This is a genomic window from Nonomuraea sp. NPDC050733, assembly GCF_040654215.1.
GTDB lineage: Bacteria > Actinomycetota > Actinomycetes > Streptosporangiales > Streptosporangiaceae > Nonomuraea.
This window is the reverse complement of record NZ_JBFAHO010000011.1, coordinates 138,909-160,856: the sequence shown is the minus strand read 5'-3', so window position 1 is coordinate 160,856 and position 21,948 is coordinate 138,909. Positions and strand designations below refer to the sequence as shown.

The window sequence follows — 21,948 nt, the reverse complement described above, 5'->3', positions numbered from 1 at the left end:
ACTCCGCGACGGAGGTGCGCCGTCAGCCGGCCTCGGGCACGTCCGGGTCCGCGGGCGTCAGGGCAGCCGCCGCCCGCGCCGCGTGGACGGCAGGTCGTGACGGCCCGACAGGAACTCCTGGAAGGCGATCTTGGCGGTGATCACGGGGCGCCGCCACACCTCCTCCCGGTGGACCGCCTTGGCCATCTTGCGCGGCGAGCGCCCCACGAAGAACCAGTGCGCCCATGGCGACCCCGGCCGGGCCAGCCGTACGGCTCCGACCACCAGCAGCACCGGGACGAACAGCCCCACGAGCCCGGTCCAGATCTTGCCCTTGAGCAGCGTGACGACGGCCAGCGCCAGGTTGGCCACGATGAGCAGCGCGGGGTTGACCGGCGTACCGTAGTCCCAGGTCAGCGGCCGGAGGCCGGTGAGCAGCAGCCCCGCGACGGCGACCGCGACGAACACCGCGTCCACCGACGTGCGGCCCTCCTCCTCCCAGTACACGTCGTGCAGATGGAGGATGAGCGCGAACTCGTCGAGCACGAGCGCCGAGCCGATCCCGAAGATCGACGCCGCGGCGGCGTAGCCGACCTGCGACGCCGACGAGACGATCAGTCCGGTGACCCCGCCCACGAGCATCAGCACCACGCCAAAGACCACGTGGTGGATGTGCATCTCGCCGACGTTGACGTCGCGGAACCAGCCGACCTTCGCCCTGATCAGGCGCACGTTGATGCGGGTGGCGATGAACGAGACGATGAGCGCGACGAAGTAACAGAACAGCGGCAGCCGTCCCGTCGCGATGATGCTCTGCTGGAACCAGTTCCCCATGACCTTCGTCCTCGATGCTACGAGTCTGCCGCCATGGGCGGGCTTGTACCCAATCGGCCGCCCCGGACGGGGCGTCAGGAGAGGAACGCGCGGAGCAGCGCGGCGGTGCCCTCCAGGTGCTCGGCGACGGCGCGGCGGGCCGCCTCGGGATCGCCCGCGAGGATGGCGGCGACGATCGCCTGGTGCTGGCTCGCGGCGTGCTCCAGGTTGACCTGGAGCATCGGGATGGCGTTGAGCAGGTCGCTGACCCGCAGGCGGGCGTCCGCGCAGGTGGCGGCGAGCAGCGCCGAGCCGGTGAGCTCGGCGATGGACAGGTGGAAGGCGGTGTCGAGGCGGCGGTAGTCCTCGACGCGGGCCCCGTCGAGGTCGGCGAGCCGGCGGCGCAGCACCGCCCGCCGCTCGTCGGTGAGCTCGCTCGCGGCGAGCACGGCCGCGGCGCCGCACTCCACCGCCATCCGGAACGTCAGCGCGTCGGTCAGGTCGGCGGTGCCCATGTCGGCCACGACGCGGCGCAGGTCGCCCGCGCCGGGTTGGGGCGGGACATAGGTGACGAACGCGCCGCCGTAGCGGCCCCGCCGTACGTCGAGATAGCCGGCTTCCTGGAGCGCGCGGATGGCCTCGCGCAGGGTCACCCTGCTGATGCCGAGCCGGACGGCGAGCTCGCGCTCGGGCGGAAGCTTGGCTCCCGGCGGGACCACGCCGAGCTTGATGGCCTGGAGCAGCCGTTCCACGGTCTCCTCGAAGGCGTTGCCCGCCCGTACCGGGCGGAGCACCGTCATCAAACGCGCAGACTCGTCCAACGTGTCCTCGGGTCTTGACAATTCATCGCATCATGCACATCAATGGTCTGACACTAGCCCAATCAGCGGGAAAGCGCGTCGGCCGGACGGGAGTGAGCACGTGAGCGAGCCGAGCACGCCCGGCAGGCCCAGCGACAGACCCGGTTACACCCCGGGCCTCCTCGGGGTGCAGGAGCTGCGCGAGGAGGTGTCGGCCGGGCGGATCGACACCGTGCTGCTGGCGATCGCCGACATGCAGGGCCGTCTGCAGGGCAAGCGGCTGTCCGCGCGCTTCTTCCTGGACGAGGTCCTGAACCACGGCTCGGAGGGCTGCAACTACCTGCTGGCCGTGGACGTCGACATGAACACCGTCTCCGGGTACGCCATGTCGTCCTGGGAGCGCGGCTACGGCGACTTCGTCATGCGGCCCGACCTGTCCACGCTGCGCCGCGTCCCGTGGCAGGAGGGCACGGCCATGCTCCTGGCCGACCTGGTGTGGGAGGACGGCACGGACGTGACCGCCTCACCCCGGCAGATCCTGCGCCGCCAGCTCGCCCGCCTGGCCGAGCACGGCCTGGCCGCCTACGTCGGCACCGAGCTGGAGTTCGTCGTCTACGACGACACCTACGAGGACGCCTGGAAGCGCGGTTACCGCGACCTGACGCCCGCGAACCTCTACAACGTCGACTACTCCCTGCTCGGCACCGCCCGCGTGGAGCCCCTGCTGCGCCGGATCCGGCGCGAGATGGAGGGCGCCGGCCTGTACGTCGAGTCGGCCAAGGGCGAGTGCAACCTGGGCCAGCACGAGATCGCCTTCCGCTACGCCGAGGCGCTGCGCACCTGCGACAACCACGCGATCTACAAGAACGGCGCCAAGGAGATCGCCGCCCAGGAGGGCCGCTCGATCACCTTCATGGCCAAGCCCAACCAGCGGGAGGGCAACTCCTGCCACGTCCACATCTCCGTGCGCGGCCTCGACGGCGAGCCGGTCATGGCGGGCGACGGGCCGCACGGGATGTCGCAGCTCGGCGCCCGCTTCGTCGCCGGGCAGCTCGCCTGCCTGCGGCAGCTCATGCTGCTGTTCGCGCCCAACATCAACTCGTACAAGAGGTACGTGCCGGGCAGCTTCGCACCGACCGCGGTCAAGTGGGGCCTGGACAACCGCACCTGCGCCCTGCGCCTGGTGGGCCACGGGGAGTCGCTGCGCGTGGAGAACCGCGTGCCGGGCGGCGACGTCAACCCGTACCTCGCCGTGTCGGCGCTGGTCGCGGCCGGGCTGTACGGCATCGAGAACGAGCTGCCGCTGGAGGACCCGTTCGAGGGCAACGCCTACGCCTCGGACGCAGAGACCGTGCCCCACACGCTGCGCGACGCGCTGGCGCTGTTCGAGCGCTCCGAGCCGGCCCGCGAGGCGTTCGGCGAGGACGTGGTGGCGCACTACGCGAACGCGGCCCGAGTGGAGCTGGCCGCCTTCGAGGCGGCGGTGACGGACTGGGAGCTGTTCCGCGGCTTCGAACGGATGTGACGGACTGTGACGGACACGATATGAAGATCATCAATCCGGCGACCGAGGAGGTCGTCGCCGACGTCGAGATGGCCGACGCGGCCGAGGTGGACCGGGCGGTGGAGCGTGCCAGGCGCGCCTACGCGTCCTGGCGGGAGGTGGCGCCCGGCGACCGCGCGCGGCTGCTGCGCCGCTTCGCCGACCTGGTGGACCGGCACGGCGAGGAGCTGGCCCGGCTGGAGACGGCCAACGCCGGCCACCCCATCGGCAACTCCCGCTGGGAGGCGGGCGCGGTCCGTGACGTCCTCCACTTCTACGCGGGCGCACCCGAGCGCAACCACGGCAAGCAGATCCCGGTGCCCGGGGGCGTGGACGTCACGTTCCAGGAGCCGCTGGGCGTCGTGGGGGTCATCGTGCCCTGGAACTTCCCGATGCTGATCATGAGCTGGGGCGTCGCCCCGGCGCTCGCGGCGGGCAACACGGTGATCGTCAAGCCCGCCGAGTGGACCCCGCTGACCGCGCTGCGGCTGGCCGAGCTGGCCCTGGCGGCGGGCCTCCCCGAGGGGGTGCTCCAGGTCCTGCCTGGGGCAGGGGAGGTCGCGGGAGCCAGGCTGGTCGAGCACCCGGACGTGGCCAAGATCGTGTTCACCGGCTCGACCGAGGTGGGCAAGGAGATCGCCGCCAAGGCCGCGGCCCACGTGAAGCGCATCACCCTGGAGCTCGGCGGCAAGTCGGCCAACATCGTCTTCGCCGACGCCGACCTCGACAAGGCCGCCCGGACCGCGCCCTACGCGGTCTTCGACAACTCCGGCCAGGACTGCTGCGCCCGTTCCCGGCTGCTCGTCCAGGCCGAGGTCTACGACGAGTTCCTCGAACGCCTCACGCCGGCCGTCCTGGGGGTCAAGGTGGGCGACCCGCTCGACGAGAGCACCGAGATGGGGCCGCTGGTCAGCGCCGAGCACCTCGAACGCGTGCGCGGCTTCGTGGACGGCGAGCCCCACCTTCAGGGGACGTGCCCGCAGGGCAGGGGCTACTGGTTCCCGGCGACGGTCCTGACCTCGAAGGTCACCGACCGCGCCTTCACCGAGGAGATCTTCGGCCCGGTCGTGTCGGTCGTCTCGTTCACCGACGAGGCGGAGGCCGTCCGGATCGCCAACGACACCCGCTACGGCCTGAGCGGCTCCATCTGGACCCGCGACGTCGGCCGGGCGCTGCGCGTGGCCCGTGCGGTCGAGGCCGGCGCCCTGTCGGTCAACTCCAACTCGTCGGTGCGCTACTGGACGCCGTTCGGCGGCTTCAAGCAGTCCGGCCTCGGCCGCGAACTCGGCCCCGACGCCCTGTCCGCCTTCACCGAGACCAAGAACGTCTTCATCTCCTGGGAGTGAGCTCACCTATGCAGCGTTTGCAGGACCGGGTCGCCGTCGTCACCGGCGCGGGCAGCGGCATCGGGCTGGCCACGGCACGCCGGTTCGCCCAGGAGGGCGCGCGGGTCGTGTGCGTGGACGTCGACGAGGAGGCGGGCGCCAAGGCCGCGGCCGAGGTCGGCGGGCTGTTCGTGCGGGCGGACGTGACCAGCGAGGACGACGTCGCGCGGATGTACCGGACGGCGTTCGAGACGTACGGCAGCGTGGACGTGGCGTTCAACAACGCCGGCATCTCGCCGCCCGACGACGACTCGATCCTGGAGACCGGGCTCGACGCCTGGCGGCGGGTCCAGGAGGTGAACCTGACGAGCGTGTACCTGTGCTGCAAGCACGTCATCCCGTACATGCGGCGGCAGGGCAAGGGCTCGATCATCAACACGGCGTCGTTCGTGGCGGTCATGGGGTCGGCCACCTCGCAGATCTCCTACACCGCCTCCAAGGGCGGCGTGCTGGCCATGTCGCGGGAGCTGGGCGTGCAGTTCGCCCGCGAGGGAATACGGGTCAACGCCCTGTGCCCCGGGCCGGTCAACACGCCGCTGCTCCAGGAGCTGTTCGCCAAGGACCCGGAGCGGGCGCAGCGCAGGCTCGTGCACGTGCCGGTGGGCCGGTTCGCCGAGGCGTCGGAGATCGCCGCCGCGGTGGCGTTCCTGGCCAGCGACGACGCGTCGTTCGTCACGGCGTCGGAGTTCCTCGTCGACGGGGGCATCTCCGGCGCGTACGTGACGCCGCTCTGAGGGGGACGAGGAACGTGTCCCGTCCGGTCATCGGCATCACGACGTACGTGGAGCCGGCGCGCTACACCGTCTGGGAGCTGGAAGCCGCGCTCCTGCCGTTCATGTACGTGGAGCAGGTGGTGCGGGCCGGCGGGCAGCCGGTGCTGCTGCCGCCGGCCGGCGAGCCCGGCCCGGTGGCGGCGCGGCTGGACGGGCTCGTCCTGGCCGGCGGGGGCGACATCGACCCCGCCCGCTACGGCGAGGAGCCGCACGAGCGCACCGGCTACGTGCGGGGCTTCCGCGACGACGCGGAGTTCGCGCTGCTGACGGCGGCGCTGGAGCGTGGGCTGCCGTACCTGGGGGTCTGCCGCGGCCTGCAGGTGCTGAACGTGGCGCTCGGCGGCAGCCTCCACCAGCACCTGCCGGACGTGGTCGGCCACACGGACCACTCCCCCGGGCCGGGCGTGTTCGGCCACCTGCCGGTACGGCCCGCGCCGGGCTCGCGGCTGGCCAAGGCGCTCGGCGCCGCGCCGGTGGAGGTGCCGCACTACCACCACCAGGCCGTGAACCGTCTCGGGCGGGGGCTGGCCGTGACGGCCACGGCCGGCGACGGCACGGTGGAGGCGGTGGAGCTGGACGGGCACCCGTTCGCCCTGGCCGTCCAGTGGCATCCGGAGGCGGCGGCCGACTGCGCGCTGTTCGAGGCCCTGGTGGGCGCCTGCTGATACGGACCCGCCGGTCCGAGGGGGCGCACGCGACAACAGCCCCGTCACGGCACTAGGCTTGCGGACATCACCGGCGAACCCGTGCGGGAGAGCACCCTGACAGCCATCCAGGGTCCCTGAAGGAGCAAGCCCTCCCCGCGAACCTCTCAAGGCAAAGGACCGCACGGACGAGGTGACCTCTGGAAAGCAGGCCTTCGGGCCTCGCCGAAGGTGAAAGTCCGGCAAAGCCCGGGCGAAGCTCTCAGGCAACCATGACAGAGGGGGAGGATCCTGGCATCCGACCCTGCCCTGAGGTGCGAAATGTCCCGACCCACACCGTTGCGAGACGTTCACGAGAGTCTCGGCGCCACGCTCACCGACTTCGCCGGCTGGCTGATGCCGCTGCGCTACGGCAGCGAGTCCGCCGAGCACAACGCCGTCCGCGGCGCGGCCGGGCTGTTCGACCTCTCGCACATGGGCGAGATCTTCGTCACCGGACCGCAGGCGGGCGAGGCGCTCGACTACGCGCTGGTCGGCCACCTGTCGGCGCTCGCGCCCGGCCGGGCCCGCTACACCATGATCGTCAACGAGCGGGGCGGGGTGCTCGACGACCTCATCGTCTACCGGCTGGCCGAAGAAGAGTTCATGGTCGTGGCCAACGCCTCCAACTACGAGAAGGTCGCCGCCGAGCTGGGCGGGCGCGCCAAGTCGTACGACGCGGTGGTCGAGGACCGCTCGGAGCAGTACGCGCTGATCGCCGTGCAGGGGCCGCGCGCCCAGGAGATCCTCGCCACCCTCACCGACGCCGACCTGCCCGGCCTCAAGTACTACGCGGGACTGCCCGGCGTGGTCGACGGGCGGCAGGCACTGATCGCCCGCACCGGGTACACCGGCGAGGACGGGTTCGAGCTGTTCGTGGCCAACGAGGACGCCGTGCCGCTCTGGCACGCCCTCACGCGAGCCGGCGAGCCGTACGGGCTGCGCCCCGCGGGCCTGTCCAGCCGCGACACGCTCCGCCTGGAGGCCGGCATGCCGCTGTACGGCAACGAGCTGAGCGCCGAGCTGACCCCGTTCGACGCGGGGCTGGGCAGAGTGGTGAAATTCGACAAGCCGGGCGACTTCGTCGGCAGGCCGGCGCTGGAGGCGGTCAAGGACACGCCGCCGCAGCGCCGGCTCGTCGGTCTCGTCGCCCGGGGCCGCCGGGTGCCCCGCCACGGGTTCCCGGTCACCAAGGACGGTGCCGTCGTCGGCGAGGTCACCAGCGGTGCCCCCTCCCAGACCCTGGGCAGGCCCATCGCGATGGCCTACGTCGACACCGGGGCGGACGAAGGTCTGGCCGTGGACATCCGGGGCAGCCATGAGGCCATGGACCTCGTGGAGCTGCCCTTCTACAGGAGGAACAAGTGAGCAACATCCCTGACGAGCTGAGCTACACCAAGGAGCACGAGTGGGTGGCCGGCCTTGACGAGGCCATCACGGTGACCGTCGGCGTCACGGCGTACGCCGCCGAGGCCCTTGGTGACGTGGTGTACGTCCAGCTCCCCGACGTGGGCGCGACGGTCGAGCCCGGTGACTCCGTCGGCGAGGTGGAGTCGACCAAGTCGGTGAGCGAGATCTACGCCCCCGTCGGCGGCGAGATCGTCGAGGTCAACCAGGCCGTGGTGGACGACCCCTCGCTGGTCAACAACGACCCGTACGGGGATGGCTGGATGTTCCGCGTGCGCGTCGAGGGCGACCCCGAGGACCTGCTCTCGGCCGAGGAGTACACAGCCCTGACCTCGGGCGAGTCCTGACCCATCCGCCGGGGCCCACCGGGCCCCGGCCCTGCTGAAGGGCGCACATCAATGGCGATCAGCGTCTTCGACCTCTTCAAGATCGGCATCGGCCCGTCGAGCTCCCACACCGGCGGCCCGATGGCCGCCGCGCACAAGTTCGCGCGCGGCCTGGACGAGGACGGCCTGCTCGACCAGGTGGGCCGCGTCGAGGCCATCCTGTACGGCTCGCTCGGCCTGACCGGCAAGGGCCACGGCAGCGACAAGGCGGTCCTGCTCGGCCTGTCGGGCGAGAAGCCGGAGCTGGTCGACGTGGACACGGTCGACGAACGCCTGGCCGCGATGCGCGCCTCCGGCACGGTCAAGCTCTACGGCACGCGCGAGATCCCGTTCGTCGTGGGCGAGGACCTCGTCTTCGAGCGGAAGATCTCGCTGCCGGGCCACCCCAACGGCATGCGCTTCACCGCCCGTTCCGAGGACGGCTCGGTGCTGCGCGAGAAGGTCTACTACTCCGTCGGCGGCGGCTTCGTGGTGGACGAGACCGCGACGGGCGCCGACCGGATCAAGGCCGACGACACCGTCCTGCCGTACCCGTTCACCACCGGCGAGGAGCTGCTCAAGCACTGCTCCGCCTCGGGCCTGTCGATCTCGGCGCTGATGCTGGAGAACGAGAAGGCGTTCGGCCGCTCCGAGGAGGAGATCCGCTCCGCCATCCTCAACCTGTGGCGCGTCATGGCCGAGTGCGTGCGGCGGGGCATCGCCAAGGAGGGCGTCCTGCCCGGCGGCCTGAAGGTCAAGCGCCGGGCCAACCAGCTCCACCGCCGCCTCCAGGCGGAGGCGTCCGGCGACGACCCGCTGCGGGCGATGGACTGGGTGTCGCTGTTCGCCCTGGCCGTCAACGAGGAGAACGCCGCCGGCGGGCGCGTCGTCACCGCTCCCACCAACGGCGCCGCCGGCATCATCCCGGCCGTGCTGACCTACTACTCCAAGTTCGTCCCGAGCGCCGACGACGAGGGCGTGATCCGCTTCCTGCTCACGGCCGCGGCGATCGGCGTGCTGTTCAAGGAGAACGCCTCCATCTCGGGTGCCGAGGTCGGCTGCCAGGGCGAGGTCGGCTCGGCCTGCTCCATGGCCGCGGCCGGGCTGACCGAGGTGCTCGGCGGCACCCCCGAGCAGGTCGAGAACGCGGCCGAGATCGGCATCGAGCACAACCTCGGGCTGACCTGCGACCCGATCGGCGGCCTGGTGCAGATCCCGTGCATCGAGCGCAACGCGGTCGCCTCCATCAAGGCGATCGCCGCGGCCCGCATCGCGCTGCGCGGCGACGGCCGCCACTTCGTCGCGCTCGACAAGGCGATCAAGACGATGCGGCAGACCGGGGCCGACATGCTCGACAAGTACAAGGAGACCTCGCGCGGCGGCCTGGCCGTCAACGTCATCGAGTGCTGAGCGCTGCTGGGGGGTCGTCCCCCGTCACGGGCCGCTGGGCTTCTGCGGCGCGGTCGTCCCCCGTCATGCTCAGCGGCGGACGTGGAGGCGGACGACCGTGCCGATGTCGTCGTCGCGGACCTCGCGGCGGATGCGGCCCACGACCTCCTTGTCCAGCTTGCCCACCATCGCGCCCACGTCCGCCGACGGCGCGCAGGTGACGGCGATGCGCAGGTGGTCGCCGTCACCCACGACGCGCACCCCCGTACGGCTCAGCCCGTCCACGTCCTTGAGCCCCACGCAGAGCATGGCCGTGCCCGTGCCGGAGCGCACCCCGCGGCGGCCCCATCCCAGGCAGAGCAGCAGCCACCGGAGCGAGACCAGGCCGAGCAGCATCAGCCCGAGGGCTGCGGCCCACAGCGTCCACGACTGGGCGGCGACGATCTGCGCCGTCTGCTCCGGCAGCACCTTGGCCCGCGGCGATAGGCCCCCGAGCCTGTCATCGGCGCGCAGCCACGCGTACGCGCCCAGGAGCACCAGCACCGCGCCCACGACGGCCAGCCCGACCCGGTTGCCTGCGTACTGTCTCACCCGTGCCCCTCCCGGCTCACCAGCGTCTCCCTCCGGTCACTTCGGGCTCACCAGCGCCCCCCTTTTGTGGTTCACCACCGCCTCCTGCGCAGCCGGACCACGACCTCTCCCGTGCCGAGCGTGCCGACGCCTGCCAGCCGGTCGCCCACGGCGGCGCCCACCTGGCGGAGCATCGCGCCGGTGCTCTCCGCGCCGGTCGTCACCGTCACCTCGATGGTGCGCCGGCGCAGCCGTACGCGGGCCCGTGACACGCCCTCGACCTCCTGTGCCACGGCGCGCAGCGTGCGGCGCAGGCCGACGCGCGTGATGCCGATGACGATGTTCGGGTCGGACGTCTCGACCGGCACCAGGCGGCAGCGGCCCGGGACGACGGCGAGCAGCAGCAGGGCGGCGCCCGCGCCGGCGGTCCAGAGCGCGCCCGTGCGCAGCTCGGCCCAGGCGTGCCGGCCCGCCAGGTCGATCAGGCGCTCCAGCGGCAGCAGGCCGAGGGGCTTGCCCACCAACGCCGTGACGATCTCGGCGGCCGACAGGCCGAGGCAGACGGTGAGCGCCAGCGCGACCACCGCACCGGCCGGGGTGCGCGCCGGTCTCAGCGCGCGGGTGGAGCGGAGGAGGGGGCTCTCCTGCGCGGGCAGGAGGGCTCCGGGCAGAAGCTGCTGGAGCGTGCTCATCACACCGACCACAGGTACACGGGCCGGGCATCGCATGGATCATGCCCTCGCCGCCGGTTTGCCCGATCATTACAAGGGTGTCCGGGCAACATGAATTTCCCTCATGTTCAATTGCCCGATATGCGGTTACGCTGCTGGTATGGACGCCCGCCCGCGTTACGACCGCGCCACCGCGACGCTGGACCCGCCGTTCGCCGTCCTCGACCTCGACGCCCTGCGGGCCAACGCCGCCGACCTCGTACGGCGCGCGGGCGGCAAGCCGATCCGCGTCGCGACCAAGTCGATCCGCTGCCGTCCCGTGCTCGAACGCATCATGGCCATGGAGGGCTTCCGCGGGCTGATGGCCTTCACGCTGCCGGAGGCGCTGTGGCTGGCGCGCTGCGGGTTCGCCGACATCCTGGTGGCCTACCCCACGGCGGACCGGGCCGCGCTGGCGACCCTGGCCGGCGATCCGCGCCTGGCGCGGGAGATCACGGTGACCGTGGACTCGGCCGAGCACCTGGACTACGTGGACGACGCGGTGGCGGCCGTCCATCCCCGCCCCGAGATACGGATATGTCTCGACATCGACGCTGGGTATGTCGCCCTTGGCGGGAAATTTCGGGCGGGAGCGCTGCGCTCCACGATCCGCGAGCCCGAGGAGGCCGCCGACCTGGCCGCCGAGATCGCCAAGCGGCCCGGGTTCCGGCTGTCCGGCCTCATGGCGTACGAGGCGCAGATCGCCGGGGTGGGCGACGACCCGCCCGGCAACCCGGCGATGACCCGCGCGATCCGCGTCATGCAGCGGCGCTCGGCCCGCGAGCTCGTCCTGCGCCGCGGCCGCGTCGTCAACGCCGTCAGCCGGCTCTGCGACCTCGACTTCGTCAACGGCGGCGGCACCGGCTCCATCGAGCGCACGGTCCGCGAGAAGGCCGTCACCGAGGTCGCGGCCGGCTCCGGGTTCTTCCACCCGCGCCTGTTCGACTTCTACCGGGCCTTCACCGGCCGTCCCGCGGCGCTCTTCGCGCTGCCGGTGGTCCGCCGGCCGGCCCCGGACACGATCACGGTCCTCGGCGGCGGTTACCTCGCCTCAGGCCCGCCAGGTCCCAGCCGCCTCCCCCAGCCGTACCTGCCGCCGGGCCTGCGCTACGCGCCCGACGAGGGCGCCGGGGAGGTGCAGACCCCGCTGCTCGGCAAGGCCGCGGAGGACCTGCGGGTGGGCGACCGGGTGTGGTTCCGCCACGCCAAGGCGGGCGAGCTGTGCGAACGCTTCGCAGAGCTCCACCTCATCGACGGCGACGAGGTCGTCGGCACGGCCCCCACGTACCGGGGCGAGGGCAAGACCTTCCTCTGACCCTGCCCTCCGCCCCTCTACTCCCTGGCCCCTGGCGCTCTGATCCTCTGGCCTTCTGGCCCGGTCCCGCCGGGGGCGCCCGGCCTCAGCGGCGGCGGCGCCGCCACAGCGCGATCGCGGCACCCATCACCAGCACGGCCCCCACCCCGATCAGCACGGGCCCCAGCTCGGGCGGCTCGTCGTCCCACAGCCGCTCGGAGTCCTCGCCCGGCGCCGGCCGCTGCGTCACTCCCAGCGCGTCGCCCACGGACACGACGAACTGCCCGGCCCGCGCCTTCACATCGGCGACCGTGCGCTCCTTCACCCGCTTGGGGCTCACGCGATCGGCGATGGCGTCGACCGTCTGCGCCAACTCCGCGCGGGTCCGCGCGATCCGCCGCTCCAGCTCGTCGGGATCGGTGTCTGCCATGGCTCTCCTCTCGACCACGCTCCGGTCGGCCGGCTCATGTCGGCGCCCGCTTCGGGGGTCGCGGACGAGCACGCCGGCTCTGGTCGTGATCAGTCTGTCAGGTCGGCATCCCGCGCGGCACGGCGGGCGGTCCGGCGTACCGGCCCGGTAGGTTTTGCTGGACGAACTCAGGAGGGCCCATGACCGAAACCAAGCTCGCGCCCGGCGACGCCGCGCCCGAGTTCACGCTACCCGCAGCGGGCGGAAACACCGTCTCCCTGGGCGACTTCCGCGGCAAGCGCGTGATCCTCTACTTCTACCCGGCCGCCATGACACCGGGCTGCACCAAGCAGGCGTGCGACTTCCGCGACAACCTCGCGCAGCTCACCGGGGAGGGATTCGCCGTCCTCGGCGTGTCCAAGGACAAGCCCGGCAAGCTGGACAAGTTCGTCGAGCGTGACGCGCTGACGTTCCCGCTGCTGTCCGACCCGGAGCTGGACGTCCACCAGGCGTACGGCGCGTACGGCACCAAGAAGCTGTACGGCAAGGAGGTCGTCGGCGTCATCCGCTCGACCTTCGTCATCGACGCGGACGGCAAGATCGAGCAGGCGCTCTACAACGTGAAGGCGACGGGCCATGTCGCGTCCCTGAAGAAGAAGCTCGGCCTCGCCTGACCACCCCACCCGGCGGGCCCTTTCCGGGGCCCGCCCGGGGCTGGACCTCCGCAGCGTAGGGCGCGAACAGGTATGCCCACGCTCCCGCCGGGACGCTAAACTGTCCGGAGCCCGCCACGGCGGGAGTTGAGCGGGCGTGGCGAAATGGCATACGCGGCAGGTTTAGGTCCTGTTGGTGGCGACACTGTGGGGGTTCGAGTCCCCCCGCCCGCACATTCATCGACGCGTTGACCCACGATTCCTGCCCGCAAATGTCGGGGGCTGCGAATGACAGTTCGGGCACAACAGCCGAAGGTTATCGCTGCGGTTATCCAGCGGATCGCCGTTGACGTGATCCACCTCCAACGTCAACGGCTGCCCCTGCCAGGTTTCTCCACCACCGCATCGCGCGCACACCGCAGGCACCCCCAGCGCCCGCAGGGCACGGCGTAGCCTGGCGCCGGGAGTTCGGCCCGTGCCAGGTGGACGCACCACCAGGACGGCCGTCGGATCGCGGTAGGAGCCGCCGAGCGCGACGCTGGTGAGCTCGCGCCGGAAGTGCGTGGTGTCGATGCCGTGACGTCCCAGGCATCGCAGCACGCGCCTCCGGTTCGCCTCTCCGGAGGCGAGCCCCAGTCGCCGCATCAGCTCCGCGACGGAGCGCACGTCCCTGGCGGCCGACCGGACCTCCGCCTCGTCAAGACCAAGCCGCCGGTAGGCGGTGGGCTCCGGTATCTCCGCCGCGCGCAACCGCCGCCGGACGCGCTCGCGTGCCGCAGCGCTTCCGGGCAGGCCCAGCCGCCGGAGAATCTCTCGCATGCTCTTCGCGCCGCGAGCCGCCTCAGCCAGGGCGTCGTCACCGAACTCGGCCGCCGGATTCAACGCACCGGAAAGGCCCGAGAAATGGGACGTGCTGATGCCGGCGGCCTTGATGCGCCGGCTGATGTGCGAATGCGCGCCACCGCTGCGCGTGATGCCGAGATAATCCAGAACTCCGTTGACACTCGTCGACGCGGCGACCGCCCCGGCGAGGATTTCCGGCGTATACGTGACTGCGGCCCCTCGCCGGAAATGCGTGGTGTCGATGCCCAACTGGTCCAATTTCCGACGCATGCCGGCGCGGCGGCCACCCGAGTTCTTCAGCCCCAGCTCGGCGAGGAGCCCGCTCACGGACGTGACGCGACTCACCAGGCGGGCCAGCTCTTCCGAAGATGGATGCGCGGATGGCATGGAAGCACCTTAGGAATTCCCACCGACATTTCCGGCCGCCGTGGTGGCCTGGCGCTCCGGGTCAGCCCGTGCGGGTGGGGGTCGGGGTGAACGGGGGCGGGGCGGTGGGGAGCGAGGTGGGGGGAAGCGAGGCGCTGGGGACGGGCGTCGGCGGGACGGCGGGCGCGGTGAGCCCCGGCGGGAACGGGGCGGCGTCGCCGCAGTACGTGCCACCGGGGACCGGGCGGCAGTTCGGGTGGAGGCCCGGGTGGAGCTCCCAGCCGCGGTAGGGGCCCCGGCGGGCCCGGTCGTCCCAGTGGGAGGCGCGGTCGTGGTGGGTGACACCGGCGACGAGCGCCACCGCGGTGCCGCCCAGCAGGCCGCCGATGACCAGACCGATCAGGCCCGCGCCGATGATCTGGGCCGGCTTCTGGCGCAGGAAGTCGCGGAAGGACGGGTCCGGCCGCGGAGGCGGAGAAGGCGGTCCCCAGCCGGGGCTCGTGTGCGCCGCGGGGGGCTGCTCGCGCGGGGCGTCCGCTCCTGATGGGGGAGGTCGTTGTCCGGACACCGGGTCGCGCGGCGCTTCCTCTTCGCCGCGCGACCCAGCTTCGCGATCATGATCCGCCATCACGATCTCCCTTTACTGCCCCATAAGGGGGCGCTCCCAAGGTCAACTATGCCCATACCGTCGTAAGGCTGGCGTAAGACCTGGGTCGTACGCGCACTTCCCCCTTCAGGCGGACAAACTCCCGGCAGGCCGTACGTATCGTAAGGATGTGTTCGGCAGGGTACATGCGTGGTCGAAGCGCCATGCGAAGGTCATGGATGCCCTCCGGGGCGCGCCGCTCGCGGTGCTGGCGTTGATCACCGTCCGGCCGTACGCGGACGGCACCGTTCAGGGCCCCGGCGCCACGCCGGACCTGGCCGGATACCTGGTGCTGTCGGCGCTGCTCATCGTGCCGCTGCTGTGGCAGCGGCGCAGGCCGCTGGCGGTGTTCGGGGCCGTGGCGTTGGTCTGCTTCGTCCAGTGGGCGCTGGGGTTCGATCCCGTGCCGGCGAACCTCGCCGTGCTCGTGGCGCTGTGGTCGGTGGCCTACCAGCGCGCGTTCTGGTGGGCGCTCGCGGCGGGGCTGGTGGCCGAGCTGGGCGTGTACCTCGTGCTGGTGCATTGGAACCAGGTCTCGTTCAGCATGTTCTTCAGCGGCTCCATCTTCGTCGTGACCACCTGGCTGACCGGCCTGTACGCCAACACGCGCCGCCGCTACCTGGAAGGCCTGGAGGAGCGCGCCGAGCGGGCCGAGCGCGAGCGCGACCAGCAGGCGCGGCTGGCGGCCACGGCGGAGCGGGCGCGGATCGCCCGGGAGCTGCACGACGTGGTGGCCCACCACGTGAGCGTCATCGTGGTCCAGGCCGACGGCGCCGGCTACGCCATCGACCGTTCCCCCGAGCAGGCCCGTCAGGCCGTGCGGAACATCTCCAGGACCGGCCGGGAGGCGCTGGCCGAGATGCGGCGGCTGGTCGGCGTGCTGCGCGAGGACCCCGAGGACCGCGGCAGCGGTGCGACGGGCACCGACTACACGCCCCAGCCGGGGCTCGCCCAGCTTGAGGAGCTGGTGCGCGGCGCGGGCGTGCCGGCGCGGCTGCGGGTGTCGGGCGTGCCGCGCGACCTGCCGGAGGGGCAGCAGCTCGCGGTGTACCGGATCGTCCAGGAGGCCCTGACGAACGCGCTCAAGCACGGCGGGCCGGGGGCGCGCGCGCTGGTGGAGCTCACGTACGGAGGGCCGGAGCTGGTGGTGCGGGTGAGCGACGACGGGCGGGGCGCGGCGGCGCCGCGCAGCCACGACGGCCACGGGCTGGTCGGGATGCGGGAGCGGGTCGGCATGTACGGCGGGGCGGTGTCGGCGGAGCCGCGTCCCGGCGGCGGGTTCGAGGTGCTGGCCCGGCTGCCCGTCCCCGCGACCAGGGCCGCCTGATGAGCGGCGGGGAGGGCGCCCCCATCCGGGTGATGCTGGTCGACGACCAGGAGCTGCTGCGCGCCGGGTTCAGGATGGTGCTGGCGGCGCAGCCCGACATCGAGGTGGTCGCCGAGGCGGGCGACGGCGCGCGGGCGCTGGAGGTGCTGCGCGGCACCGACGTGGACGTCGTCCTCATGGACGTGCGCATGCCGGGCATGGACGGCGTCGAGGCGACGGCCCGGATCCAGGGGCCCAAGGTGCTCATCCTCACGACGTTCGACCTGGACGAGTACGCGCTGGCGGCGGTGAAGGCGGGCGCGTCGGGGTTCCTGCTGAAGGACGTGCCGCCGGACGACCTGCTGAACGCGATCAGGGCGGTGCACGCGGGCGACGCCGTCATGGCGCCGAGCACGCTGCGCCGGATGCTCGACCGGTTCGCCGCGAACCTCCCGGACCAGGACCTGCCCGACGGGGCCGGGCTGACGCCGCGCGAGCGCGAGGTGCTGCTGATGGTGGCGCGCGGCCTGTCGAACCTGGAGATCGCCGCCGGGCTGGAGGTGGCGGAGGCGACCGTGAAGACACACCTGGGCCGGGTGCTGGCCAAGCTGGGGCTGCGGGACCGGGCGCAGGCGGTCGTGTACGCGTACGAGGCGGGGCTGGTCGTGCCCTCCCACCGGCCGCGAACCTGATCCGGGTGCATCGGCCGAAAGTTTGACCGACGTCATCTCACGGCCTATACGAAATCCCTCCTCAGGGCCCATTTTTTCCGCACATCTCGCTCGTAGCGTGAGTCGCGTTCCCCAACCCCTTGAAGGAGCGGACGTGACCATCACCGAGACCGAGGCAGGGAGCCGCCGCAGGGCCGCCCCCGCCGTCGTGGCGCACGGCCTGACGAAGGTGTACGGCCAGGGAGACGCGAAGGTGTACGCCCTGCGCGAGGTGGACGTGGCGTTCGAGACCGGCGCGTTCACGGCCATCATGGGCCCGTCCGGCTCGGGCAAGTCCACGCTGATGCACTGCCTGGCCGGGCTGGACACGGCCACGTCGGGCACCGTGCGCATCGGCGACGTGGAGCTGACCGGCCTGAGCGACAAGCGGCTCACGCTGCTGCGCCGGGAGCGGATCGGGTTCGTGTTCCAGGCGTTCAATCTGCTGCCGACGCTGACCGCCGAGCAGAACATCCGACTCCCCCTGGAGATCGCGGCCCGGCAGCCGGACCAAGTGCTGCTCGACCGGGTGGTGGAGACGGTCGGCCTGCGGGACCGGCTCGGGCACCGGCCGACGGAGCTGTCCGGCGGCCAGCAGCAGCGCGTGGCCGTGGCGCGGGCGCTCATCAGCAAGCCGCAGGTGATCTTCGCGGACGAGCCGACCGGCAACCTGGACTCGCGCAGCGGCGCCGAGGTGCTGTCGTTCCTGCGCACCTCGGTGCGGGAGCTGGGGCAGACCATCGTCATGGTCACGCACGACCCCGTCGCCGCCGCGTACGCGGACCGCGTGGTGTTCCTGCGGGACGGCGAGCTGGTCACGGAGCTGGCCGCGCCAACGTCGCAGTCGGTGCTCGACACGCTGATGAAGCTGGAGGGCTGAGATGGCGACGACCCATCCCCGCGCGGCGTCCGTCATCCGTCGCAACGGAGGCGCGGCGTGCTGAGGACGACGCTGGCCGGGCTGCGCGCGCACCGGCTGAGGCTGCTGCTCACGTCGCTGGCCATCACGCTGGGCGTGGGCTTCATCGCGGGCACGTTCGTGCTGACGGACACCATCGAGGCCGGGCTCGCGCAGAAGGTGACGGCCGACGCCGGCAAGGTGGACGTGGCCGTAATCGCCGAGGGGCCGGACGGCCGGCTGCCCGCGGCGCTGCTCGGCAAGGTGCGGGGCCTGCCGGGCGTCACGGACGCGCAGGGCGTCGTACGCGGGCCGGCGCCGCTGATCGGCAAGGACGGCAAGGCGGCCGGCGACGCTCCGACGACGGGCCTGTCGATCTCGTCCGGCCCGCTGAGCCGCGCCGTGATCGTGTCCGGTACGGGCCCCGGCTCCGACGACCTGGCGGCCGTGCTCGACGAGAACACCGCCAAGGCCCAGGGCGTCAAGGTGGGCGACACGATCACCGTGCTGGACCCGCAGCGGCGGAAGCGGATGTTCAAGCTGGTCGGCCTGCTCGACCCGGGGGTGGACCAGGAGCTGGCCTACACCGGCGTGGTCGGCTTCACCCCGGCCATGGCGCAGCGGATGACGGACGAGAAGGGGTTCCGCGAGATCGACGTCGCGGGGGCCGACCCTGACGCGCTGCGGCGGACGGTCGCCGCGGCCGCGGGCGGCGAGGGCCGCGAGGTGCTCACAGGGACGCAGCTCGCCGATCGGCTGGCCCGGCAGGCCGGGGTGCAGACCAAGGCGCTGACCGTGGGGCTGCTCATGTTCGGGCTGGTGTCCATGCTGGTGGCGGCGCTGGTCATCTACAACACGTTCACGATCCTGGTGGCGCAGCGCACCCGGGAGATGGCGCTGCTGCGCTGCATCGGCGCGACGCGGGGCCAGGTGTTCGGCTCGGTGCTGCTGGAGTCGGTCGTGATCGGCCTGCTGTCGGCCGTCCTGGGCCTGCTGGCCGGGTACGGGCTGGGCGCGGGGACGCTCGCGGTCCTCGGCGCGCTGGACGCGCCGCTGCCGACCGGGGCCGCCGTCCGGCTGACGCCGGGCACCATCGGCGTCGGGCTGGCCGTCGGGCTGCTCGTCACCATCGGCTCGGCGGTGCTGCCGGCGCGCACGGCCACACGGGTCGCGCCGGTGGCGGCGCTGCGCACGCAGCTGGAGGAGCAGGCGTTCCGCACGGGGCTGCTCCGGATGGTCGCCGCCGGCGTGTTCCTGCTGGCGGGCCTGGGGACGACCGGTGTCGGAGCGCTGGTGCTGGAGCCGGGGCAGCAGGTGTCGCTGTTCGTGGTCATGGGCGGGGGCGCGCTCACCTTCCTCGGCGTGCTCATCCTCGGGCCGGTGCTGGTCAGGCCGCTCAGCGCGCTGGTCGGGGCGGTGCCGGCCCGGCTGTTCGGCGTGCCGGGACGGCTGGCCGTGGACAACTCCGGCCGCAACCCGAGGCGGGCCGCCACCACGACGGTCGCCCTGACCGTGGGCGTGACGCTGATGACGCTCATCTCCGTGCTCACCACCTCGACCCGGGTGACGCTGACCGACAAGCTCGACGACCAGTTCCCCATCGACTACCTGCTGGCCACCCAGGAGCGCGACTCGGCCATTCCCCGTTCGGTCGGCGAGGAGCTGCGGCGGCGGCCGGAGCTCGCCTCGGTGGTGCAGATCCGCGACATCGAGGCCAAGGTCAGCGGGCCCAAGGGCGGCGCGAGCCGCTTCGACGTGGGCGCCTACGACGGCCCGATGGACCCGCCCGTCACGGCGGGCTCCATGCGCGGTCTCGGCGACGGCCAGGTCGCGGTCGAGGACGACGTGGCCGCCAGGCTCGGCGTTCGCGTGGGCGACTCGCTTTCGCTGACGACGAAGGAGGCCGGCGCGGTCACGCTGGCCGTCGTCGCGATGCTGAACGGCTCCGAGTCGACGCTGCCGGACCTCACCGTGGCCGCGACCGCGTTCGACCGGTACTTCGGCGCGCTGCCCGACTCCAGGGTGATGGTCGACGCCAAGAGCGACGTGGCGGCGGACAGGTCCCGGGCGGTGGTGGACGCGGCTACGGCCGCGTACCCGACGGTCAAGGTGTCGAGCTCGACCGAGGTGCGCGGTGAGTTCGACGAGGCCCTGGACATGCTGCTGATGATCGTCACAGGGCTGCTGGGGCTGGCCATCCTCATCTCGCTGCTCGGCATCGCCAACACGCTGTCGCTGTCGGTGCACGAGCGGACCCGGGAGTCGGCGCTGCTGCGGGCGCTCGGCCTCACCCGGCCGCAGCTGCGGCGCATGCTGTCGGTGGAGGCGCTGGTGCTCGGGCTGATCGGCGCGCTCGTCGGGGTGGTGCTCGGCGCGGTGTTCGGCTGGGCCGCGGTGCGGGCGATGATCGACGGTGCGGTGTACGTGGTGCCGTACGGGCAGGTCGCGCTGTTCGTGGTGCTGTCGGGGCTGGCGGGGGTGCTGGCGGCGCTGCTGCCGGCCCGGCGCGCGGCCCGCGCCTCGATCGTCGGCGCCCTGGCGAGCGGCTGACGACCCCGTCGGCCCCCGGGAGTCACCTCAGCGGGGGGTGCGGCCCGGCCACAGCTCGGCGACCGTCTCCGGGTCGAGCAGAGGGCGGCTCACGATCTCCCCGGTCACCCGGTCGATCACGATGCAGCCGCCCCCGACCGTGGCCGGCAGCGTGGCCGGGTCGTCGGAGCCCGGCTCCCGCACCCAGGCCACGTAGCCTTCGCCGAACGCGTGGACCCCCACCCGCACCGGGTCGTCCACCGGCCGCACCCCGTTGAAGTACTCTTCCGCCACCGCCCTGGCCTGGTCGAGGTCCACCGCGCTCACCCCTGCCCGTCGCGACTCATCGTGGTCTCCCGTACCGGTCGACGACGACGCAGAACACCCCGGTCACCGTCGTGTAGGGAGGATCGACCGCCATGTGGCCGCGCTGCGCGTCGATCCAGATGACCTCGCCGCCGAAGTTGACGGCGTTCCAGGCGTGGGAGCCGCCGCCGGGCCAGCGCACGACGATGACGGCCGCGGCCCCGTGGCCGGCCTCGATCAGCCGCCGCGCCACCAGCGGATACGCGTGCCGCCCGTGACCGGCGTACTGGAAACGCTGCCCCACCCACCGCTCGATCCTGGCGGCCCCGCCCGTCTCGCCGCTCAGCACGGGCCTGCCGAGCCGGTCGTACTCGGGGTGCCGGGCCGCCGCGGCGGCGGGCTCGCCGTGCCACGTGGACAGCACGGCCAGGGCGCAGTCGGCGGCGTTGGAGGCCCGGAACGGGTCGTCCGCCGGGCCGCCGCCGTTGATCAGCCTGACCCAGGTGCCGCGCGGGTCGGGGAAGCGCGTGCCGGGCGGCACCGCGCGCCGCAGGTCGTGCTCGACCTGCGGATCGGGACGCGCCAGCCCTCCTGCCATCCCGTACGGCCGGCAGTCGGCGAGCCGCGGCGGCCTCGCGGGACCGTCGAACCAGTCGGCCGTCTTCGCCCGCCTGCCGGCCGCTCCCCCGGCGGGCATCGCCCAGCCGGCCCAGCCCGGGGCCTCCCCCCGGGTGGGCATGATCCATCCGGGCTCTCCTCCGAGCGCGGGGCCGTCGCCGTGTTCCTCCACCGTGGGCGCCGTGGCCGCAGCAGGAGGCGGGGCGGCGACATCCAGCGGCCCCGGGGGCAACGAGGCGGCTGCACCGGGGGCCGACGGCACGCCCGGCCGACCCTCAGGTGGCGCAGGGGCCGGACGAGCGGATCGGCGCCCGTCCGGGGCCGTGTCCGGAGACGTGGGCAGGAGACCGCCGCCTTCGCGGACCGCCGCGGAGCCGGTGTCCGGCGGTGCGGGGGCAGGGGCTGCGGTGGGCATGGAGGTGAGGGCGGAGACGTGCCCGGGGGCGACGCCACCTGCCGCGTCCGCCGCGGGTGACCGGTGCCTCGCCGTCGTGACGCCGGACGTCGTGCCACCAGCACTCGTGACGCCGGACGTCGTGCCGTCAACCGCCATCACACCAGCCGACACGCCACCAACCGTCGTGCCCCCAGCCGCCGGCACACCGGCCGACATGCCCTCAGGCGTCATCGCACCCGTGGGAGCGACGCCCGGCGTTTCGACGTTCGCCGTCGCGACGTTCGCCGTCATGGCACCCGTTGGCGTGGCACCCGTTGGCGTGACGGCACTGGGCGCGGCGGCAATGGGCCGCCGCTCCTCTCCGGGCCTCTGCTCCCCCACCGGCCGCCCGGATGCCGGTGGTCGGGCGGCGAGGGGAGTGGGGTCGGGCGGGCCGGAGTCCGGCGGATCGGCGGCGCGCTCGTAGTCGCGCCACCGCACGCCGTCGCCGACCACCGGGTCGTAGCGCCCTCCGGGAAGGACCCATCGGACGCGGGGCTTGCGGTCGCGGGTCACG

22 protein-coding genes, 1 tRNA gene and 1 riboswitch are annotated in these 21,948 nt (G+C 72.7%); of the genes, 14 read left to right on the top strand and 9 right to left on the bottom strand.

The window, feature by feature from the left end; genetic code table 11:
- Positions 1-57: 57 nt before the first annotated feature.
- Positions 58-813, bottom strand: a complete 756-nt coding sequence (locus AB0H64_RS20485; protein WP_357626557.1) for a hypothetical protein — start codon at positions 811-813, stop codon at positions 58-60.
- A 74-nt stretch (positions 814-887) separates the two neighbouring features.
- Complete coding sequence (locus AB0H64_RS20480) at positions 888-1,592, bottom strand: FCD domain-containing protein (protein WP_357626555.1); 705 nt, start codon at positions 1,590-1,592, stop codon at positions 888-890.
- Between the two features lie 187 nt (positions 1,593-1,779).
- Between AB0H64_RS20480 and AB0H64_RS20475 the strand changes: the two genes are divergently transcribed.
- The 7 genes from AB0H64_RS20475 (at position 1,780) to AB0H64_RS20445 (ending at position 9,158) form a co-directional block, all read left to right on the top strand.
- Entirely contained in the window at positions 1,780-3,117 is a 1,338-nt protein-coding gene (locus AB0H64_RS20475; protein WP_357626672.1) for a glutamine synthetase family protein, read from the top strand.
- Positions 3,118-3,137: 20 nt separating this feature from the next.
- Positions 3,138-4,481 carry an aldehyde dehydrogenase family protein gene (locus AB0H64_RS20470; RefSeq protein ID WP_357626553.1) on the top strand — a complete coding sequence of 448 codons (1,344 nt, stop codon included), beginning with the start codon at positions 3,138-3,140 and terminating at the stop codon, positions 4,479-4,481.
- Between the two features lie 8 nt (positions 4,482-4,489).
- Positions 4,490-5,254, top strand: coding sequence for a 3-oxoacyl-ACP reductase (locus AB0H64_RS20465; protein ID WP_357626550.1), 765 nt, complete (start codon positions 4,490-4,492; stop codon positions 5,252-5,254).
- Between the two features lie 14 nt (positions 5,255-5,268).
- Positions 5,269-5,958: a gamma-glutamyl-gamma-aminobutyrate hydrolase family protein gene (locus AB0H64_RS20460; protein ID WP_357626547.1), complete on the top strand. Its 690-nt coding sequence runs from the start codon at positions 5,269-5,271 to the stop codon at positions 5,956-5,958.
- A 74-nt stretch (positions 5,959-6,032) separates the two neighbouring features.
- Positions 6,033-6,130: riboswitch (glycine riboswitch) on the top strand.
- 128 nt (positions 6,131-6,258) lie between these two features.
- Entirely contained in the window at positions 6,259-7,344 is a 1,086-nt protein-coding gene (gcvT, locus tag AB0H64_RS20455) for a glycine cleavage system aminomethyltransferase GcvT (protein ID WP_357626545.1), read from the top strand.
- Positions 7,341-7,730: a glycine cleavage system protein GcvH gene (gcvH, locus tag AB0H64_RS20450; RefSeq protein ID WP_357626543.1), complete on the top strand. Its 390-nt coding sequence runs from the start codon at positions 7,341-7,343 to the stop codon at positions 7,728-7,730. Before gcvT ends, gcvH begins: the two co-directional genes overlap by 4 nt.
- A 51-nt stretch (positions 7,731-7,781) precedes the next feature.
- A complete protein-coding gene (locus AB0H64_RS20445) occupies positions 7,782-9,158 on the top strand; it encodes an L-serine ammonia-lyase (RefSeq protein WP_357626541.1) in 1,377 nt (458 codons plus the stop codon).
- Between the two features lie 69 nt (positions 9,159-9,227).
- On the opposite strand, the gene AB0H64_RS20440 is transcribed toward AB0H64_RS20445, so the two are convergent.
- Both AB0H64_RS20440 and AB0H64_RS20435 read right to left on the bottom strand, forming a co-directional pair.
- Positions 9,228-9,728: a hypothetical protein gene (locus AB0H64_RS20440; RefSeq protein WP_357626539.1), complete on the bottom strand. Its 501-nt coding sequence runs from the start codon at positions 9,726-9,728 to the stop codon at positions 9,228-9,230.
- A gap of 71 nt (positions 9,729-9,799) precedes the next feature.
- On the bottom strand, positions 9,800-10,399 hold the full coding sequence (locus AB0H64_RS20435) for a DUF6286 domain-containing protein (RefSeq protein WP_357626536.1): 600 nt from the start codon (positions 10,397-10,399) through the stop codon (positions 9,800-9,802).
- A 139-nt stretch (positions 10,400-10,538) separates the two neighbouring features.
- Between AB0H64_RS20435 and AB0H64_RS20430 the strand changes: the two genes are divergently transcribed.
- On the top strand, positions 10,539-11,732 hold the full coding sequence (locus AB0H64_RS20430) for an amino acid deaminase/aldolase (protein WP_357626534.1): 1,194 nt from the start codon (positions 10,539-10,541) through the stop codon (positions 11,730-11,732).
- 85 nt (positions 11,733-11,817) lie between these two features.
- Here the strand turns inward: AB0H64_RS20430 and AB0H64_RS20425 are convergent, their stop codons facing one another.
- Positions 11,818-12,141: a DUF3618 domain-containing protein gene (locus AB0H64_RS20425; protein WP_357626531.1), complete on the bottom strand. Its 324-nt coding sequence runs from the start codon at positions 12,139-12,141 to the stop codon at positions 11,818-11,820.
- A 179-nt stretch (positions 12,142-12,320) separates the two neighbouring features.
- Here AB0H64_RS20425 and bcp point away from each other — a divergent pair, with 179 nt between their 5' ends.
- Together bcp and AB0H64_RS20415 are read left to right on the top strand one after the other, a co-directional pair.
- The gene (gene bcp, locus AB0H64_RS20420) at positions 12,321-12,794 is read left to right on the top strand and encodes a thioredoxin-dependent thiol peroxidase (protein ID WP_357626529.1); all 474 of its coding nucleotides are present in this window, start codon (positions 12,321-12,323) and stop codon (positions 12,792-12,794) included.
- Between the two features lie 130 nt (positions 12,795-12,924).
- Positions 12,925-13,007: transfer RNA gene (locus tag AB0H64_RS20415), tRNA-Leu, on the top strand.
- A gap of 3 nt (positions 13,008-13,010) precedes the next feature.
- On the opposite strand, the gene AB0H64_RS20410 is transcribed toward AB0H64_RS20415, so the two are convergent.
- On the bottom strand, positions 13,011-13,943 hold the full coding sequence (locus tag AB0H64_RS20410) for an HNH endonuclease (RefSeq protein WP_357626526.1): 933 nt from the start codon (positions 13,941-13,943) through the stop codon (positions 13,011-13,013).
- A 121-nt stretch (positions 13,944-14,064) separates the two neighbouring features.
- Positions 14,065-14,610 carry a hypothetical protein gene (locus AB0H64_RS20405; protein ID WP_357626524.1) on the bottom strand — a complete coding sequence of 182 codons (546 nt, stop codon included), beginning with the start codon at positions 14,608-14,610 and terminating at the stop codon, positions 14,065-14,067.
- A gap of 193 nt (positions 14,611-14,803) precedes the next feature.
- On the opposite strand from AB0H64_RS20405, the gene AB0H64_RS20400 reads away from it, so the two are divergent.
- The 4 genes from AB0H64_RS20400 to AB0H64_RS20385 all read left to right on the top strand — a co-directional run bounded on the left by AB0H64_RS20400 (position 14,804) and on the right by AB0H64_RS20385 (position 20,092).
- Positions 14,804-15,955, top strand: coding sequence for a sensor histidine kinase (locus AB0H64_RS20400; protein WP_357626522.1), 1,152 nt, complete (start codon positions 14,804-14,806; stop codon positions 15,953-15,955).
- Positions 15,955-16,626: a response regulator transcription factor gene (locus AB0H64_RS20395; protein ID WP_357626520.1), complete on the top strand. Its 672-nt coding sequence runs from the start codon at positions 15,955-15,957 to the stop codon at positions 16,624-16,626. Before AB0H64_RS20400 ends, AB0H64_RS20395 begins: the two co-directional genes overlap by 1 nt.
- A 133-nt stretch (positions 16,627-16,759) precedes the next feature.
- Positions 16,760-17,524 carry an ABC transporter ATP-binding protein gene (locus AB0H64_RS20390; RefSeq protein ID WP_357626517.1) on the top strand — a complete coding sequence of 255 codons (765 nt, stop codon included), beginning with the start codon at positions 16,760-16,762 and terminating at the stop codon, positions 17,522-17,524.
- A gap of 57 nt (positions 17,525-17,581) precedes the next feature.
- Complete coding sequence (locus tag AB0H64_RS20385; protein ID WP_357626515.1) at positions 17,582-20,092, top strand: FtsX-like permease family protein; 2,511 nt, start codon at positions 17,582-17,584, stop codon at positions 20,090-20,092.
- A 27-nt stretch (positions 20,093-20,119) separates the two neighbouring features.
- On the opposite strand, the gene AB0H64_RS20380 is transcribed toward AB0H64_RS20385, so the two are convergent.
- Complete coding sequence (locus AB0H64_RS20380) at positions 20,120-20,398, bottom strand: hypothetical protein (protein ID WP_357626512.1); 279 nt, start codon at positions 20,396-20,398, stop codon at positions 20,120-20,122.
- A gap of 16 nt (positions 20,399-20,414) precedes the next feature.
- Complete coding sequence (locus AB0H64_RS20375; RefSeq protein WP_357626509.1) at positions 20,415-21,116, bottom strand: toxin glutamine deamidase domain-containing protein; 702 nt, start codon at positions 21,114-21,116, stop codon at positions 20,415-20,417.
- Positions 21,117-21,948 lie beyond the last annotated feature (832 nt).

Coding starts and splice junctions, on each gene's coding strand:
- AB0H64_RS20485 (WP_357626557.1), bottom strand. CDS start 813: ATGGGGAACTGGTTCCAGCAGAGCATCATCGCGACGGGACGGCTGCCG.
- AB0H64_RS20480 (WP_357626555.1), bottom strand. CDS start 1,592: ATGACGGTGCTCCGCCCGGTACGGGCGGGCAACGCCTTCGAGGAGACC.
- AB0H64_RS20470 (WP_357626553.1), top strand. CDS start 3,138: ATGAAGATCATCAATCCGGCGACCGAGGAGGTCGTCGCCGACGTCGAG.
- AB0H64_RS20465 (WP_357626550.1), top strand. CDS start 4,490: ATGCAGCGTTTGCAGGACCGGGTCGCCGTCGTCACCGGCGCGGGCAGC.
- gcvT (WP_357626545.1), top strand. CDS start 6,259: ATGTCCCGACCCACACCGTTGCGAGACGTTCACGAGAGTCTCGGCGCC.
- AB0H64_RS20445 (WP_357626541.1), top strand. CDS start 7,782: ATGGCGATCAGCGTCTTCGACCTCTTCAAGATCGGCATCGGCCCGTCG.
- AB0H64_RS20435 (WP_357626536.1), bottom strand. CDS start 10,399: ATGAGCACGCTCCAGCAGCTTCTGCCCGGAGCCCTCCTGCCCGCGCAG.
- AB0H64_RS20430 (WP_357626534.1), top strand. CDS start 10,539: ATGGACGCCCGCCCGCGTTACGACCGCGCCACCGCGACGCTGGACCCG.
- AB0H64_RS20425 (WP_357626531.1), bottom strand. CDS start 12,141: ATGGCAGACACCGATCCCGACGAGCTGGAGCGGCGGATCGCGCGGACC.
- bcp (WP_357626529.1), top strand. CDS start 12,321: ATGACCGAAACCAAGCTCGCGCCCGGCGACGCCGCGCCCGAGTTCACG.
- AB0H64_RS20405 (WP_357626524.1), bottom strand. CDS start 14,610: ATGGCGGATCATGATCGCGAAGCTGGGTCGCGCGGCGAAGAGGAAGCG.
- AB0H64_RS20400 (WP_357626522.1), top strand. CDS start 14,804: ATGGATGCCCTCCGGGGCGCGCCGCTCGCGGTGCTGGCGTTGATCACC.
- AB0H64_RS20395 (WP_357626520.1), top strand. CDS start 15,955: ATGAGCGGCGGGGAGGGCGCCCCCATCCGGGTGATGCTGGTCGACGAC.
- AB0H64_RS20375 (WP_357626509.1), bottom strand. CDS start 21,116: ATGCCCACCCGGGGGGAGGCCCCGGGCTGGGCCGGCTGGGCGATGCCC.